14 protein-coding genes are annotated in these 15998 nt (G+C 64.8%); 5 read left to right on the forward strand and 9 right to left on the reverse strand.

The window, feature by feature from the left end; all coding sequences use genetic code 11:
- Positions 1-52: 52 nt before the first annotated feature.
- The 7 genes from pobA to ACSBM8_RS02175 all read right to left on the reverse strand — a co-directional run bounded on the left by pobA (position 53) and on the right by ACSBM8_RS02175 (position 6586).
- A complete protein-coding gene (gene pobA / locus ACSBM8_RS02145) occupies positions 53-1219 on the reverse strand; it encodes a 4-hydroxybenzoate 3-monooxygenase (RefSeq protein ID WP_442680031.1) in 1167 nt (388 codons plus the stop codon).
- On the reverse strand, positions 1216-2160 hold the full coding sequence (locus tag ACSBM8_RS02150) for a Gfo/Idh/MocA family oxidoreductase (RefSeq protein ID WP_442680032.1): 945 nt from the start codon (positions 2158-2160) through the stop codon (positions 1216-1218). Before ACSBM8_RS02150 ends, pobA begins: the two co-directional genes overlap by 4 nt.
- A complete protein-coding gene (locus ACSBM8_RS02155; RefSeq protein WP_442680033.1) occupies positions 2157-3014 on the reverse strand; it encodes a class III extradiol dioxygenase subunit beta in 858 nt (285 codons plus the stop codon). Before ACSBM8_RS02155 ends, ACSBM8_RS02150 begins: the two co-directional genes overlap by 4 nt.
- The gene (gene ligA / locus ACSBM8_RS02160) at positions 3014-3424 is read right to left on the reverse strand and encodes a protocatechuate 4,5-dioxygenase subunit alpha (RefSeq protein ID WP_442680034.1); all 411 of its coding nucleotides are present in this window, start codon (positions 3422-3424) and stop codon (positions 3014-3016) included. Before ligA ends, ACSBM8_RS02155 begins: the two co-directional genes overlap by 1 nt.
- On the reverse strand, positions 3421-4446 hold the full coding sequence (locus ACSBM8_RS02165; protein WP_442680035.1) for an amidohydrolase family protein: 1026 nt from the start codon (positions 4444-4446) through the stop codon (positions 3421-3423). Before ACSBM8_RS02165 ends, ligA begins: the two co-directional genes overlap by 4 nt.
- Positions 4443-5324 carry a DUF1932 domain-containing protein gene (locus ACSBM8_RS02170; RefSeq protein WP_442680036.1) on the reverse strand — a complete coding sequence of 294 codons (882 nt, stop codon included), beginning with the start codon at positions 5322-5324 and terminating at the stop codon, positions 4443-4445. Before ACSBM8_RS02170 ends, ACSBM8_RS02165 begins: the two co-directional genes overlap by 4 nt.
- Positions 5325-5395: 71 nt before the next feature.
- Entirely contained in the window at positions 5396-6586 is a 1191-nt protein-coding gene (locus ACSBM8_RS02175; protein WP_442680037.1) for a LysR family transcriptional regulator, read from the reverse strand.
- A gap of 94 nt (positions 6587-6680) precedes the next feature.
- Between ACSBM8_RS02175 and ligK the strand changes: the two genes are divergently transcribed.
- The 5 genes from ligK to ACSBM8_RS02200 all read left to right on the forward strand — a co-directional run bounded on the left by ligK (position 6681) and on the right by ACSBM8_RS02200 (position 10803).
- Positions 6681-7352 carry a 4-carboxy-4-hydroxy-2-oxoadipate aldolase/oxaloacetate decarboxylase gene (gene ligK / locus ACSBM8_RS02180; RefSeq protein WP_442680038.1) on the forward strand — a complete coding sequence of 224 codons (672 nt, stop codon included), beginning with the start codon at positions 6681-6683 and terminating at the stop codon, positions 7350-7352.
- Entirely contained in the window at positions 7345-8400 is a 1056-nt protein-coding gene (locus tag ACSBM8_RS02185; protein ID WP_442680039.1) for a 4-oxalomesaconate tautomerase, read from the forward strand. Before ligK ends, ACSBM8_RS02185 begins: the two co-directional genes overlap by 8 nt.
- Positions 8397-9290, forward strand: a complete 894-nt coding sequence (locus ACSBM8_RS02190; RefSeq protein WP_442680040.1) for an amidohydrolase family protein — start codon at positions 8397-8399, stop codon at positions 9288-9290. Before ACSBM8_RS02185 ends, ACSBM8_RS02190 begins: the two co-directional genes overlap by 4 nt.
- A 116-nt stretch (positions 9291-9406) precedes the next feature.
- Positions 9407-9976 carry a DUF7822 domain-containing protein gene (locus ACSBM8_RS02195; RefSeq protein ID WP_442680041.1) on the forward strand — a complete coding sequence of 190 codons (570 nt, stop codon included), beginning with the start codon at positions 9407-9409 and terminating at the stop codon, positions 9974-9976.
- 209 nt (positions 9977-10185) lie between these two features.
- Positions 10186-10803, forward strand: coding sequence for a hypothetical protein (locus ACSBM8_RS02200; protein WP_442680042.1), 618 nt, complete (start codon positions 10186-10188; stop codon positions 10801-10803).
- 309 nt (positions 10804-11112) lie between these two features.
- Here ACSBM8_RS02200 and ACSBM8_RS02205 read toward each other — a convergent pair whose 3' ends face one another.
- Together ACSBM8_RS02205 and ACSBM8_RS02210 are read right to left on the reverse strand one after the other, a co-directional pair.
- Positions 11113-12621: a tryptophan halogenase family protein gene (locus ACSBM8_RS02205; RefSeq protein WP_442680043.1), complete on the reverse strand. Its 1509-nt coding sequence runs from the start codon at positions 12619-12621 to the stop codon at positions 11113-11115.
- Between the two features lie 110 nt (positions 12622-12731).
- Entirely contained in the window at positions 12732-15899 is a 3168-nt protein-coding gene (locus ACSBM8_RS02210) for a TonB-dependent receptor (RefSeq protein WP_442680044.1), read from the reverse strand.
- Positions 15900-15998: the final 99 nt, after the last annotated feature.

Here is a 15998-nt window from a genome sequence, read left to right on the forward strand (position 1 = left end):
CGTCCGTGCCGTTTTGGCTTATCGGTGCGTCATGACACTGTGCCGCCCGGACTCATAAGGGCAGGCCCACATAATTTTCGGCGATGGCGGTCTGCATCGCGCGCGAGCCGGCCAGATAATCCAGTTCCGCCATCTGCATGCGCCGTTCGAACGGGCCGTCTTCGGGGAAGCGGTGCATCAGCTTGGTCAGCGACCAGCTGAACCGCTCCGCCTTCCAGATACGGGCGAGCGCGCGGGCGGGATAGGCGTTCAGCCCGGTTTCGTCGCCCGCGCTATAGAAAGCGATCAGCGCATCGGAGAGATAGGCCACGTCCGACGCGGCGAGATTGAGGCCCTTGGCGCCGGTCGGCGGGACGATATGGGCGGCGTCGCCGGCCAGGAACAGCCGCCCGTGCCGCATCGATTCGGACACGAACGACCGCAGCGGCGCGATCGACATTTCGATTGCGGGGCCGCGTACCACCGGGCGGCTGGCGAGTGGTGCGAAGCGGCGTTCCAGTTCGTCCCACAGCCGGTCTTCCGGCCAATCTTCCAGCCGTTCCGACAGGGGCACCTGGATATAATAGCGGCTGCGCGTCGGCGACCGCATCGATGCCAGCGCGAAGCCGTCGTCGCTGTTGGAATAGATCAGTTCGGGGTGGCAGGGCGGGACATCGGCCAGGATGCCGAGCCAGCCGAACGGATATTCGCGCTCATAATGGCGCCCTTGATCGAACGGTACCGCCTTGCGCGAGGGGCCGTGAAAGCCGTCGCAGCCGGCGATGAAATCCGCCTCGATCCGGTGTGCGACACCGTCCCTGGTATAGCCGACCGAGGGGCTGCCGGTGAGATCGTCGAGCGTGACGGCGCCGGCCTCCCACACGATCTCCAGCCCGCGCGCCGGCGCCGCCGCGATCAGATCGCGCGTGACCTCGGTCTGGCCGTAGACGGTGACATGCTTGCCGGTGAGCGCGGTGATATCGATCCGGATAGTGTGCGCGCCATCGGCAAGGTTGAAGCCTTCCTCCAGCAAGCCGCTGGCATTCAGGCCCTTGTCAATGCCCAGGCGGTGCAGCAGATCGGTCGTCACCGTTTCCAGCACGCCCGCGCGGATGCGGCTTTCGACATAGGCCTGCGTCTGCCGTTCGACGATGATGCAGTCGATCCCCGCCGCGCGCAGCAAATGCCCAAGCAGAAGCCCGGCAGGACCCGCGCCGACGATCGCGACCTGCGTCTTCATGCAGCGGTCAACTGGCGTTCCAGCTGATCGAGCACGCGATAGCAGGGCAAGACCTGCGCGACCGAGGAATTGGGCTCGCGCCCCTCGCGGATGGCGGCAATGAATTCGCGATCCTGCAGTTCGATGCCGTTGGAGGAAACCGCGACGCCGGTCAGGTCGATCGGCTCTTCCTTGCCGGTGACGAGATCGTCGTAGCGCGCGATCCAGGTGCCGTTGTCGCAGATATAGCGGAAGAAGGTGCCGAGCGGCCCGTCATTGTTGAAACTGAGCGACAAGGTGCAGATCGCGCCGCTTTCGCTCTTCAGCTGGATCGACATGTCCATCGCGATGCCCAGTTCAGGGTGGAGCGGACCCTGGATCGCATTGGCCTGCACGATCGGGCCCGCCTGATAGGCGAACAGGTCGACCGTGTGGGCGGCATGGTGCCACAACAGGTGATCGGTCCAGGAACGGGCCTCGCCCTTGGCGTTGATATTCTTGCGGCGGAAGAAATAGGTCTGGACGTCCATCTGCTGGACGTTCGCTTCGCCGGCGGTGAATTTCCGATGCAGATATTGGTGGCTGGGATTGAAGCGGCGGGTGTGGCCGACCATGCAGACCAGGCCTGCCTCCTGCTGCTTGGCGAGCACCGCCTCGGCATCGGCCAGACTGTCCGCTAGCGGAATCTCGACCTGGACATGCTTGCCCGCGTCCATGCACTGGATCGCCTGCGCGGCGTGCATCTGCGTGGGGGTGCACAGGATCGCGGCCTCGACGCCGGGTTGGGCAAGCGCCTCGGCCAGATCGGTGCAGGCGTGCGGAATGCCATATTTGTCGGCGACCGCCTGGGTTGGCTCCAGCCGCGCGCCGACGACGCTGACGACCTCGACCCCGTCGATATTCTTGAGGCCGTCGAGATGCTTTTCGCCGAAGGCGCCGGCGCCGGCGAGGGCGATCTTCATGCTAATGTCTCCGAAGGGATCGGCTCAAGCACGATGTGCCCGACCGCAGTGTTGCTGGCGGGCACATGATAGTGCCGGTGGAGGGCGCGCGTGGCGGTTCCCAGCGCGCCGCGCATGACCAGCCACATCACCATCTCGATGCCCTCGCTGCCGGTTTCGCGCAGATATTCGATGTGCGGGATGTGACGCAGCCGGTCCGTATCGCCGGACAGACCGTCGAGGAAATCATTGTCCCACGCCTTGTTGATCAGGCCGGCACGGGGACCCTGCAGCTGGTGGCTCATGCCGCCCGTGCCCCAGATCTGGACGTTGAGATCCTCCGGGAAGCTGGCGACGGCGCGCGCGATTGCCTCGCCCAGCGCCCAGCAGCGATTGCCCGACGGCGGCGGGTAGGTGACGACGTTGACCGCGAGCGGGATCACCTTGCACGGCCATTCGGCCGGCTGGCCGAACATCATCGACAGGGGCACGGTCAGGCCGTGATCGACATCCATCTCGTTGATGATCGTCATGTCGAATTCGTCGAGGATCAGGCTTTGCGCGATATGCCAGGCGAGATCGGGATGGCCGTGCACGGTCGGCACGTTGCGACGCCCCCAGCCTTCGTCCGCGGGCTGATAGCTTTCGCCGCAGCCGATCGCGAAGGTCGGAATGATCTTCATGTCGAAGGCGGAGGCATGATCGTTATAGACCAGGATCACGACGTCGGGCTTCTGTTCGGCCTCCCACGCGCGGGTCCATTCATAGCCGGCAAAGGCGGGCGCCCAATAGTCCTCTGCGGTCTTGCCGAGATCGGAGGCGACGCCGAGCGCGGGGATGTGGCTGGAGGCCACACCGGCAGTGATGCGAGCCATCAGCTTCTGTCCTTGATAGAGCGGAGACCTTCGGGCGAGCGGCCGCCGGCGATCATCATTGCGGAATAGTCTTCCAGGCTCATGCCCGACATGGTCGAGACGGCCTGAAGGAAGCTCTTGCCGTCGGTCGAGAACAGCTTGGCGAGGAAGTAGATGTTGCCGCCCAGATCCAGCAGGCGATTATAGTCGCGCGCCAGGATCGCTACTTTCTGTTCCTCGGTGATCGGCCATTCGTCCAGATAGGCGCGCTCGCCGGCCTTCCAGCGCTCACGATTTTCCGGTTTCATCAGGCTCATCGCGAACTGGTTAAGATGATAGCCTTCGCGCGCACGTCTGGCCGTGAAGACGCGCGTACCGGGTATATCGTCAAATTCCGCCAGATAGGCGTGGATGTCGCGTGGTCCGCTCATAATCCCCGTGCTTTCAGTTGTGCGTCGAGGCGCGGGAAGACGCGCCGGGCATTGCCTTCGAAGATGGCGTGGCGCTGGGCATCGCTGATCGGCAGCGCGTCGACATAGCGCTTGGTGTCGTCGAAATAATGGCCGGTCTGCGGATCGATGCCGCGTACCGCGCCGACCATCTCCGAGCCGAACAGGATGTTCTTGGTCTCGATCACCTCGGCCAGCAGATCGATGCCCGGCTGGTGATAGACGCAGGTATCGAAATAGACGTTGCGCATCACATGCGCTTCCAGCTCCGGCTGCTTGAGCATGTCCGCCAGCCCGCGGTAGCGCCCCCAATGATAGGGCACCGCGCCGCCGCCATGCGGGATGATGAAGCGCAAGGTCGGGAAGTCGCGGAACAGATCGCCCTGGATCAGCTGCATGAAGGCGATCGTATCGGCGGCGATGTAGAAGGCGCCGGTCGCATGCAGGCCGGGATTGCAGGACCCGGAAACGTGGATCATCGCCGGCACGTCCAGCTCGGCCATCTTCTCGTAAAAGGGGTACCAGTAACGATCGGTCAGCGGCGGAAAGGCGAAATGGCCGCCGCCGGGATCGGGATTCAGGTTGCATCCGATGAAGCCGAGCTCGGTGACGCACCGCTCCAGCTCCGCGATCGAGCCGGCCAGATCGGCCTTCGGCGATTGCGGCAGCATGCACACGCCCGCGAACGTCTCGGGGTAGAGGGCGCAGACGCGGGCGATCAGCTCGTTCGACGCACGGCTCCAGGCGATGCTGACGCCTTCGTCGCCGACATGGTGCGCCATGGTCGAAGCGCGCGGCGAGAAGATCGTCATGTCCGCGCCGCGTTCCTTTAGAAGGCGGAGCTGATTGGCCTCGATCGTCTCGCGGATCTCGTCGTCGGAAATCGCCGGATAAGGCGGCGCCGCCGTGCCGTCCTTGAACGCCTGCTTCTGCGCGTCGCGCCACTGATCATGCTGTGGCGGCGCCGTCGTGTAATGGCCGTGACAATCGATCACCAGGGTCATGCGTCATCCCTTTGCGGGGCGGAGAATATCGCGTCGAGCTTGGCCTCCAGGCCCTCTGGAGGCACGGCAAGGCCCAGCCCGCCCAGCGCGCGCTGGCGCAGCACGGTGCCGCAGGTCAGGGCAGGATCGACGCCGAGCGTTTCGAGCGTCTTCACGACTTCCTCCATCTCGGCGGCGCGGCGCAGGCCGTGGACCAGCATCCGGTCGAGATTGTAATCGGCGCGCTCGCGCCAGCTCTGCGGTGCGGCGCTCGCATCGAGCGAGGAGATCACCTCGTCGAGCACGCCGGCGCGACGCGCGGCGATCACGCATTCGGCGGTCAGCGCCTCAAGCCCTTTGACCATGACCGAGCGGATCATCTTGATCGCGGAGGCCGCGCCGACCGGCCCGTCAATCTTGCGGACCTTGGTGAAGCCAAGATCGTGCAGCACAGCAATCGCCGCATCGGCATGCGGACCGCCGACAAGGAGCGGAACGTTGCGACGGGCGGGATGGACCGGGGACATGACGGCAACGTCGACATAGCGGGCGCCCGCGGCTTCGATCACCGCCGCCGCCGCTTGCTTGGTTTCCGGCGCCACGCTGTTCATGTCCAGCCAGAGCGCGCCAGGGTCCAGTGCGGGCGCATAGGATTGCGCCGCCGGGAGCGCCTGATCCGCCGTGACGACACAAAGGGCGGCTTGGGCGCCGCGTAACGCGTCTTCCGGTGCGTCATGGATGTCGACGCCTGCCTGGCCGGCCTGGATCAGCTTGGCCGACCGCAAAGATGGATCGCGCGTCTTGATGTCGATCGCCCGGGCGCGCGGATGATCCGCGCCGAGCCCGGTCGCAAAGGCGATGCCAGCTTCGCCAAGACCAATGAACGCGATAGCCTTCATGCCGGGCGGGCTAGGCAGCCCGCGTCCGAACATCCAATCGGAATGGCGCCATGCCCATCAGTTTTGGTGAATTATGAAACCACGTTGCGCAGCGCCGAAAGAAAATACCCCTGGGTGGCGGTGGGGCGCCAATCCCGCCTGACGGTTACGCCGATCGATCGCACATGATCGTCGAGCGGCGGACCGACCATCGCCAGCCGGCCGGTTTCCAGTTCCATTCCCACCTGTTCGGGCGAAAGGAGGGTCAGATAGTCGCCCGAAGTGAGCAGCCAACGCAACACCATGACCGATCCGCAATCGACCGGCGAGGGCGGTCGCGGACCGCTGGCGAACATTTCGTCCCAATGCTGCCGCAACGGGGACCCGGGAAGCCCGACCAGCCAGCGGTAGCCCGCCAGCTCCTCAAGCGGCGGAAGCTTCGGACCGGCGAGCGGGTGGCCTCCGCCCGCGATGATCGCCAGACGATCCTCCAGCAGAGGAGACTGGACCACGTCGGGGCCTGGCGGGGGATTACGCAAGGCCCCGATGGCCATGTCGATGTGGCCGTCACGCAATTGCTCCATCAGCACGCGATGCGCACCCTCGACGATCGTAATGTGCGTGCTGGGGTGGCGCGCCTGCAGCAACGCCACGGCAGCCGGCAGCAACCGGGCGCGGCACAGCGGCATCGCGCCGACGACCAGACGGTCGGGCGCGTCGGCATCGGCCAGGGCGGCCAGCTCGGCCAGGCCGGACCGCAGCGCGCGGAAGGCAAAGCGAAACGCCCGCGCCGCGCTCCGTCCGGCGGGTGTCAGCGCGACGCCCCGGCCGCGGCGCTTGACCAGGGCGGTACCGGTCAGCCGTTCGATGTCGCGTACCGATCGATGGAGGGCAGGCTCGGACAGACCGGTCTGCTGCGCGCTGGCGACATAGCTGCCCTGGTCCGCGAGCGCGAGCAAAGCACGCAATTGCGCTGTCGTGATCAGTTGTTCGGGCTTGCTGAAGCCGCGGTTGGCGGGACCGTTCAGGCTCAGCCCAGCCGCGAGATGCGCATAGGCCTCCTCGACCCGCGCCGCGAGCATCGCGCCGGCCGGTGTCGCCGCCATCCCGGCTCTGCTGCGCAGGAACAGCGCACCAAGCTGCCGCTCCAGCCCGGCAATGGCGGCGGTCAAAGCGGGCTGGGTGATGCCGACCTCCTGCGCCGCCGCGCTCAGGCTGCCGAGGCGCACGACCGTCGTCATGGCGCGCAGGTGGCGCAGATTGAAGGCGAAGGGATCGTACACGCGGCCTATCCTTAGCCAAAATTGATGGCTGATCCCATCTTTCGATTGGCTTTGCGGCGCGTCTCTGGCCACGCCATCGTCAGGAGGATCCGACATGGCCAAGGTAGTTCGGGAAATTGCGCGCGCCGCACAGGACGTGATCGACGGGCTGGCGGCGTGCGGCGTCGCCACGGTCCATGAAGCGCAGGGCCGCATCGGCCTGCTCGCGCATCATATGCGGCCCATTTATGCCGGCGCCCGCATCGCCGGCTCGGCGGTCACCATCTCGGCGCCCCCGGGCGACAATTGGATGGTCCATGTCGCGATCGAGCAATTGCAGGCGGGCGATATCCTGGTGCTGGCGCCGACATCGCCGAGCGTCGACGGTTATTTCGGCGATCTGCTCGCGACATCGGCCATGGCGCGCGGCTGTCGCGGGCTAGTGATCGATGCGGGCGTGCGTGACGTGCGAGATCTGACGCAGATGGGTTTTCCGGTCTGGTCCAAGGCCGTGTTCGCCCAGGGAACGGTCAAGGCGACGCTCGGCTCCGTCAACGTACCGGTGGTGTGCGCCGGCGCTGCGATCGAGCCCGGCGACGTGATCGTGGCGGACGATGATGGCGTGTGCGTGGTCAAGCGGGCGGATGCAGCGGCGGTGCTGGAACAGGCGCAGGCGCGCGAAGCCAATGAGGAAGCCAAGCGTCAGCGGCTTGCCGCCGGCGAACTGGGCCTCGATATTTACGATATGCGCGGCAAGCTGGAAGCGATGGGCCTTCACTATGTCTGACGGCGTGCCGTGCATGTGGATGCGGGGCGGATCATCCAAGGGCGGCTATTTCCTGCGTGAGGATCTGCCGGCCGACACGGAAGCGCGCGACGCCTTCCTGCTGCGGGTGATGGGATCGCCCGATCCGCGCCAGATCGACGGCATGGGCGGTGCCGATCCGCTGACTTCCAAGGTCGCGGTCGTGGCCAAATCCGCGCGGGATGGCGTGGATGTCGACTATCTGTTCCTGCAGGTGTTCGTCGATCAGGCGATCGTGACGGACGCGCAGAATTGCGGGAATATCCTGGCGGGCGTCGCCCCGTTCGCGATCGAGCGAGGCCTGATCCCGGCCACTGGCGACGAGACGCGCGTCGCCGTCTTCATGGAGAATACGGGGCAGGTGGCGGTGGCCACCGTCCAGACACCGGGCGGACGCGTGCGCTATGGGGGCGATGCCACGATCAGCGGCGTGCCCGGCAGTGCTGCCCCGATTCCGCTCGCCTTTCGCGACACGGCCGGTTCGTCGTGCGGTGCGTTGCTCCCGACCGGCCATGGCGTCGACGAGATCGATGGCGTGCGCGTGACGATGATCGACAATGGCATGCCTTGCGTGGTGATCGCCGCGTCCGATGTCGGCATCACCGGCTATGAGGATCGCGACACGCTGGACGCCCATGACGCGATGAAAGCGCGGGTCGAGGCGATCCGACTGAAGGCGGGGCCGATGATGAATTTGGGCGACGTCGCGCAGAAATCGGTGCCCAAGATGATGCTGGTCGCACCGCCGCGGGAGGGCGGCGCGATCGCGGTGCGATCGCTGATCCCCCATCGCGTGCATGCCTCGATCGGGGTGTTGGGCGCGGTCAGCGTGGCCACTGCCTGCCTGATCGAGGGATCGCCGGCACAGCAATGCGCGACCATTCCGGAGGGGCGCACCAAGACGCTGGGGGTGGAGCATCCCAGCGGCGTGACCGAATGCGTGGTGACGGTGGACGAGACCGGTGCCCCGATCGAGGCGGGCATGTTGCGGACGGCGCGCAAGCTGATGGACGGAAAGGTGTTCGCATGAGCCGGGACGCAGAGGGCCGTATCCGCAGCTGGACGGAAACGCCGTCGCGGCCGCATTTCGCCCCGCCGCCAGGCGCGGTGGATGCGCATTGCCATGTGTTCGGCCCGCAGGCGCAATTTCCCTTCTCGGCCAAGGCCAAATATCTGCCGCAGGATGCCGGACCGGACATGCTGTTCGCGTTGCGCGACCGGCTGGGCTTCGCCCGCAACGTCATCGTCCAGGCGAGCTGCCACGGGACGGACAATGCGGCGACGCTGGATGCAATCGCCCGATCCGGAGACCGCGCGCGCGGTGTGGCGGTAGTGGATCCGGCCATAACCGAGGAGGGGCTGGCGCAGCTGCACGATGGCGGCATTCGCGGCATCCGTTTCAACTTCCTGAAGCGGCTGGTGGATGATGCCCCCAAGGACAAGTTTCTGGAGGTGGCCGCACGCCTGCCCGCCGGCTGGCATGTCGTCGTCTATTTCGAAGCCGACATTCTCGCCGAACTGCGGCCGTTCCTGGATGCGATCCCGGTGCCGCTGGTGATCGATCATATGGGGCGGCCGGATGTGGCCCAGGGGCCGCACGGTGCGGACATGGCGGCGTTTCGCGCCCTGCTCGACAGCCGTGCCGACATCTCGTTCAAGGCGACATGTCCCGACCGGCTCGACCCGGCCGGCCCGTCGTGGGACGACTTTGCTGCCGCCGTCGCGCCATTGGTCGCGGACTATCCCGATCGCGTTCTGTGGGGCACCGATTGGCCGCACCCCAATATGCAGGACGCCATTCCGGACGACGGTGCGCTGGTCGACATGATCCCGCGGATTGCGCCGACGGTCGATCTGCAGCGCAAGCTGCTGATCGACAATCCGATGCGGCTCTACTGGCCGGAGCTTGCAGGGAGCTGACTCACGTCATCCGCCTGGGCTGCTGTCGGAGCTTATGCCAGCCTTGCCAAGATGGTCGATTTGCATCTGCAGCGGAACGTCGGCAGGTTGTCGCAAATAATCGGTGAGTAAGACCCATGGCTAATCGCGCTTATCTCTTTGCTACCGATATTGTGCCGGGCTCGGCACCCGCAGACACGATAGGCCTGTCGGAATGGCCCTATGCCATCCCGCTGAGCTACGCGATCCTGGTCTCGGGCGAGACGGCGCAATGCCCATCGACGATCTGGGAGGACGCGATGGCGTTCGTTGGGGATTATGACGCCGGGCTGGCGCGGCTCAAAAGCTTTCTGGGAAAGGTCCAGGCACCGGCCGCCCAGCCCTTGATCGAAGAGACGCTGGCCTTCCTGGGATCGGATGCCAATCGGCGCAAATATATCCTGCTGGAAGTGCAGGAGGTCTTCGAGATGGACGACGACCCGGACGCGCAAGTGGCGGCCTTCGCCGACGGGCTGGAAACGCTGGATGACGATATTGCCGCGGAATTAGCCGCTCTGCCATCGGGGTCGCCGACGGCCGCGCCCGGCCTGTTCACGCGCCTCTTTGGGCAGAAGAGCGCCGCGTCGTCACCGACCGATGCGGGGGTGGTCGAGACGGTCGAAGAATGGGGCCTGGGCGCTTGGTCCAGCCACCTTTATTACTCGTGAGACCTCTCCGGAGCGGGGAAACGCGGCGACGTTATCGGCAATAAGCAAAGTGCTTTTGCAAGGTGCCGGCCTCTGCGCCGACGGCTGATGGTCTTGCGAGGCGACAATCACAGTATTGGCGACCGCCTATTCCTGTTTGCGGCAATCCGTGCGGCCGGGGCGTTCTAATGTTCCCCGCCGCTGTGGCGCGTGACAAGGAAGGGCTGCCTATGACCGACGTCCAACTTCTTATGTATCGGCAGGATGTGCCGGCCGGCGCGTCTGCTGACACGCTCTTCGGCGGGGCGCCCTCGGTCGGTCCCGACTTCGCATGGCCGGTATGCGCGCACTGCAGCGGCGCGATGATGTTCCTGGGGCAGATCCGGCCGAGCGCCGCTGATCGGCTGCTGCTCATCTTCATGTGCAGCAACGATCCCGGCATGTGCGACGAATGGGACGCGGACGCAGGCGGCAATGCCGTCCTTGCTGTCACATCGCACGGGCTGCGCCTTGCCGATCTCCCGACGGACGGGGATGTCGTACGTCCGCGCTACGGTGCCCAGGTCGAACCCGTGACGGCCAAGGATTATGATGCGGCGCGCAGCCATTGGGGTGAGGCGCATGATGGACGGCAGCGCGAGGTGCTTGGGCAGCTGGGCGGTGTCGCAAGCTGGCTGCAGGGCGACGAGACGCCGGCCTGCGCCGCCTGCAGCAAGCCGATGACATTGGCCGCGCAGCTGGAAACCGGGCCGGACTATGCGACCGAGATGAACTTCGGTGGCGGCTGTGGCTATGTGTTCGATTGCGACTGCGGGCAGGGCGCGCCGAAATTCCTGTGGCAGGGCTGAGGGGGGCGGGGAAATGGGCATTCCGGTCTCGGGATGCCCGCTAGAGCGTGATGACTTGGTAGGACCCGTTCGTCTCGAGTAGCGATCGAGCCCTTCGACTGCCTGCGAGGCAGGCGCTCAGGACAGGCTTGTCGAGAGCGCATATCGAGAGACCATCACCAATGCCTCGATACGCGCCCTCGATACGCCCTGCGGGCAACTCGGTCGCTACTCGGCACGAACGGATCAGTGTAAAGTCATCACGCTCTAGACCGCGCTGCAGGATTTTCCCCTCCCCCGTCCCGAGAAATCTCGGGGAGGAGAGGCAGGTTAGTTACGGCAATGTTCGGCGATGAAGCGTTCGTGGGGGATGGCGAGCGCTTTCGCGCGGGCGACGGCGTCACGCATCTTGGCGAAGGCGCCCTCCAGATCGGCCTCCGTGAAGAAATCGGCGAGCGGATCATAGTGACGCGGGGTCAGGCCAAGCCCGACATAGAGGGAGAGCCAGCTGGGATCGCCGAAGGATTCCCACAGATAACGCACGAACCGCCCGCGTGACTGCCACAGATCGATCTTCCGTTGCAGATCGTGCGGCAAGGCCTGGGCGCGCATCGCGTCCCAGAAGGGCTCGCCGTGCCGCTGGTTGCCCCAATAATGCAGGATCAGGAAATCGCGGATCCGCTGATATTCGTCGTCGGCAATGCGGTTATATTCGGTGCGCAGCGCGGGATCGACATTCCGATCGGGCCAGAAATCCAGCAGCCGTTCGATACCCGTCTGGATCAGTGTGATGCTGGTCGATTCCAGCGGCTCGAGGAAACCCGCCGCCAGGCCGAGCGCGATGCAATTTCCGGCCCAGACCTGCGCGCGTTTGCCGGTGGTGAAGCGGATCAGATTGGGGTCGGCCAGCGCTTCGCCCTCGATCCCCGCCCGCAGCGTCGCGACCGCTTCATCGTCGGAAATGTGCCGGCTGGAATAGACATAGCCGTTGCCGACGCGGCTCTGCAGCGGGATGCGCCATTGCCAGCCGGCGGCGCGCGCGGTCGAGCGGGTGTAAGGCGTGAGCGGGTCCGCGCGCGTGCAAGGCATGGCCACCGCACGATCGCAGGGTAGCAGATCGCTCCAGTCTATATAGGGCACGGCCAGCGCCTGACCGATCAGCAGCGCGCGGAAGCCGGTGCAGTCGATGAACAGATCGCCCTCGATCCGGCCGCCATCGTTCAGCAGGATCGCGGCGATATGCCCGGTCGCGCTGTCCATCTCGGTCCCGGCGATGCGCGCATCGACATGGCGCACGCCGTCCGCCTGCGCCCGCCCGGCGAGGAACGTGGCGAAGGCAGCGGCCTCGAAATGGACCGCCCAGTCGAACGTGCCGAGATCGTTCTGGGGCGCCTCCGGTGGCGGCATGAACAGATTGTCGGCGGCGAGCGCGCTCGCCAGGCAATAATCGGCCAGCGGCGTACCCCGGCCGGCGGCCTGCAGCTTCAGCCAATAATGATGAAATTGCACCCCGCGCGAGGGCGACCCGTAAAGGCCGAACGGATGGAAGAAGCGATGACCCTGCTGGCGCCAATCGGCAAATTCGATGCCCAGCTTCACCGTGCCGTTGGTGGCCTTCATCACCTCCGTGCCGGTCGTGCCGATATCACGGAAATAATCGCGGATGCCGGGCACGGTCGCTTCGCCGACGCCGATCGTGCGGATCTCGCTCGATTCAACCAGGATGATGGTGACGGCGTGCCGTTCCAGCCGGCGCGCGAGTGCGGCCGCCGCCATCCAGCCTGCGGTCCCGCCGCCGGCAATAACGATGGATCGGATGGGATCAGGCGCGGCCATCATGCTCCTTTTCGTGTTTCGTGACCGTCATCGCAGTGCGTCTAGGAAAAAGAAATGCCCGCCGCGGCCGAAGCCGGGCGGGCAAGGTTCCGTCCGCAGGGACGGGGGGCCGATCAGAACTTGACGCGGACGCCGGCGGTGTAGCGGCGCTCGTAAATATTGTTGTAAGCCTTCTGATCCTTGAAGGTTAGATAGTATTTCTCATACTCGCCGGTCAGGTTCGAGCCCTGCGCATAAATAGTGACGTGCGGGTTGAAGTCGTAGCTGACCGATGCGTCGACATAATTGGTCGGCGCCTGGTAAAGCTCCAGCCCGGTCAGGCCGCCGAAGTTCTGCGATGCTGCACGCTTCGAACGATAATTATAGGCAATACGCGCCTGCAGATGCTCATCCTGGTAGAACAAGGCGGCATTGCCCTGCCACTTCGAATTATCCTGGAACGGCACCTTGTTGCCCGCCAGATCCTTCACGCCGGAATCGGACGGCGAGAAGGTGAGGTTGGTGTCGAAGCCGAAATTGGTGAGCAGGCCCGGCATGAAGGCCAGATCGCCGAACGACTGCTTCCACTGCGCCTCGACGCCCTTCAGCGTGCCGCCTTCGCCCTGGATCTGGGTGTTGATCGCCACCGTGCGGTTGCGCACGACGCCGTCATTGTCGGGTAGATCCGAACGCAGGACCGAGCCGCTCTGGATGAAGCTCTTCACGTTGATCTTGAACACGCCGACGCTGATCAAGCTGGCGCGGCCCATATAATATTCCAGGCTGGCGTCGAAATTGTCGGCACGCCACGGATCGAGATCCGGATTGCCGTTCGAACTGCCGCCGGTCACGCGGAAGACCGGCGAGCCGGGGTTGGAGGTGTCGATCGCATAGGTCGGGTTGAGACCGCCGCCCCACTGGTTGAGATCCAGCAAGGTCATCGTCTTGCTGTAGGCGAGACGCAGCTTGAGATTGGAGGTGAAGCTTAGCGCGACGTTCACCGAGGGCAGATAATCGTTGAAGCTGCGCTTGGTGTTGATCGTGCCTGCCACCAGGTTGGCGAGGCCATAAGGCCGCGGCGATCCGGTGACATATTGGGTGACGTCCAGCTTGGTGTTGATGAACTTCAGCCCGCCATTGCCGGCAAAGTCCAGACCGAACAGCGTGCCGCCGAAGTTGAGCTGAGCGTAGCCGGAAATCTGCTTCACGCCGACCCGGAAGGACGCGCCGGGATTCTGAACCTCGACATTGCCGGGATAGAAAGTGTTCTGGAAGTTCAGCGCATTGTCCATTCGCTTGGGATCGACCGCGAACATGTTGGGCACGCCCGGGGCGGGCACGCTGAACGACTTCACATAATCGCGGATGGTGGCATCGGTCGCCGGACGGGCCAGGCCGGCGGTGTAGAATTGTCCGGCGGCGTTGCTGGCGGAGCAGCTGGGATCCTTGACGGGTACGTCGAAGGCCTTCCACTTGACGAGGCAGCCGCCCGGCTGGCTCGCCTGGCCGGCATATAGCGGTGCCGCGCGATCAAATTCATAATCGTTGACCGAGCGATCGCTATAGCGCGCGCCGAATTCCAGATTGACCTGATTGGAGAATTTGTAGGTGCCGTCGGCACGAACCAGCTTCAGGTCGCCGCTGCGGCGATAATTGCCCTCGGACGAGATCGTCTTGAGCGCATAATCGCTTTGGTTGCCGAGCGCGCTGACAAGCTGCGAGGGCAGCTGGAAGGTCGGGGTATTGCCGGTGTAATCCACCACCGCGTGCAGCGAATTGGCGCCGGCGATGGTGTTCACCGCATAGCCGTTCGGATTGAATTGCCGCGAACCGTCCGGATAGATGCCGATACCGCCGGGCTGCCATTGCGCGCCGTTCGACAGGCTGAACTGCGCATAGGACTGGTCGTAATTATTGTGGGCTTTGCCGTAGATCCCGCGCAGGTTCAGCGTCAGCGGGCCGCCATTGTCAAACTTCAGTTCAAGATTGTAATTTTGCGACTGCGATTTGTAGCGATCGGTCTGCGCGTAGGAATCGAAGTTGCCGAGATCATAATCATATACCTGCGTCGTATGCAGGTTGTAGGTGTGGCTGATCCCGTTGCTGGTCTGGGTGATCTTGGTGCCGGTGTCGCGTGACTGGCCGGGCACGAATTCGGCCGCCTGCCAGTTGACGTCCTGCATCTGGAAGCCGGCGGTGCGATCATATTCGGTCTGACGGGTGAAGAAGGCGTCGCCGGTCAACTGCAGCGCATCGTTGATACGCCACTGGAACGAGCCGTTGATGCCCAGCCGCTGGCGCTCATTGACACGATCCCAGCCGGTGAATCCTTGGGGCACGATGAAGATATCGTCGGCGCTGCCATTGCCGTTGACGTCGCGGCCGGTGCCGACGACCGTGCCATGCGGCCGGTTGGCAGGCGAGAAGCCGCCATTGCTGTCGACATCGCCAGTGGGGTTGGCGGCGGTGTTGAACTGCTCATTATGCAGTGCCGCGCCATAGCCTTCCTGGATGCCATTGTGCGAGTTGGACAGGTTCACGTCCGCGTAAGCGGCGGACACCAGTACGCCGAAATCGGCGCCGTGCCAGCCGATCAGCGCATTGACCTTGGGATCGAGCTTCTTGACGCGATCGCCATATTGCCCTTCGGCCGAACCCGCGACGGTGAAGCCGGACTTGAGGTCGAAGGGGCGGCGGGTGCGCAAATTGACGGTGCCGGTAATGCCGGCATTGAGCAGATCGGCGGTGGCCGACTTGATCACGTCCGCGCCCGAAAAGAGCTGCGACGGAATGTCCTGGAAATTGGGCTGGACGGTGGTGATTGACTGCGCGCCCAGATAGGCTTCGCCGTTCAGCAGGGTCGTGACCTGCGGCAAACCGCGGATGTTGACGGTGGAGCCTTCGCCGGCGCTGCGCAGGATCTGCACGCCCGGAATGCGCTGCAGCGAATCCGAAATGGTGACGTCGGGGAGCTTGCCGATATCTTCGGCGGAGATCGCATCGACGACCGAAGCGGCATTGCGCTTGATGCTGACGGCACGCTGCTGTGCCGCGCGGATGCCGGTGACGACGACTTCGTCGGGCTCGGCCGCGGCAGGGCTGGCGGGGGCAGTCGGCGCGACGGCTTCACTGGCGGCGTCCGCCGTCACCTGGCTCGGGCTGGCGGCCTGATCGGTCGGCGCTGCGGCATTGATGCCCTGCGTGGTGGAACTCTGCTGCGCGAAGGCAGCAGCGGGCACCAGCGCAATCAGCGAGGCGGCGGCCAATAAACGGGCACGATTGGTATGAATGATCGGCTTCACGATGCTTCCCCTCTGGCGCTTGCAAACGACATCAGAAGGGGAAGGCAGAGCGGCTATGCCGTTCGCTACGATCCTCACCTGATGTCTTCACGGCTGTAC

The organism is Sphingomonas sp. ASY06-1R (assembly GCF_052180265.1).
Classification (GTDB): Bacteria; Pseudomonadota; Alphaproteobacteria; order Sphingomonadales; family Sphingomonadaceae; genus Sphingomonas_I.

What these genes read in the sequence shown, in the direction of transcription:
- ACSBM8_RS02170 (WP_442680036.1), bottom strand. Translation starts at nt 5,324, where the DNA reads ATGAAGGCTATCGCGTTCATTGGTCTTGGCGAAGCTGGCATCGCCTTT.
- ACSBM8_RS02165 (WP_442680035.1), bottom strand. Translation starts at nt 4,446, where the DNA reads ATGACCCTGGTGATCGATTGTCACGGCCATTACACGACGGCGCCGCCA.
- pobA (WP_442680031.1), bottom strand. Translation starts at nt 1,219, where the DNA reads ATGAAGACGCAGGTCGCGATCGTCGGCGCGGGTCCTGCCGGGCTTCTG.
- ACSBM8_RS02150 (WP_442680032.1), bottom strand. Translation starts at nt 2,160, where the DNA reads ATGAAGATCGCCCTCGCCGGCGCCGGCGCCTTCGGCGAAAAGCATCTC.
- ACSBM8_RS02200 (WP_442680042.1), top strand. Translation starts at nt 10,186, where the DNA reads ATGACCGACGTCCAACTTCTTATGTATCGGCAGGATGTGCCGGCCGGC.
- ACSBM8_RS02155 (WP_442680033.1), bottom strand. Translation starts at nt 3,014, where the DNA reads ATGGCTCGCATCACTGCCGGTGTGGCCTCCAGCCACATCCCCGCGCTC.
- ACSBM8_RS02205 (WP_442680043.1), bottom strand. Translation starts at nt 12,621, where the DNA reads ATGATGGCCGCGCCTGATCCCATCCGATCCATCGTTATTGCCGGCGGC.
- ligA (WP_442680034.1), bottom strand. Translation starts at nt 3,424, where the DNA reads ATGAGCGGACCACGCGACATCCACGCCTATCTGGCGGAATTTGACGAT.
- ACSBM8_RS02195 (WP_442680041.1), top strand. Translation starts at nt 9,407, where the DNA reads ATGGCTAATCGCGCTTATCTCTTTGCTACCGATATTGTGCCGGGCTCG.
- ACSBM8_RS02190 (WP_442680040.1), top strand. Translation starts at nt 8,397, where the DNA reads ATGAGCCGGGACGCAGAGGGCCGTATCCGCAGCTGGACGGAAACGCCG.
- ACSBM8_RS02185 (WP_442680039.1), top strand. Translation starts at nt 7,345, where the DNA reads ATGTCTGACGGCGTGCCGTGCATGTGGATGCGGGGCGGATCATCCAAG.
- ligK (WP_442680038.1), top strand. Translation starts at nt 6,681, where the DNA reads ATGGCCAAGGTAGTTCGGGAAATTGCGCGCGCCGCACAGGACGTGATC.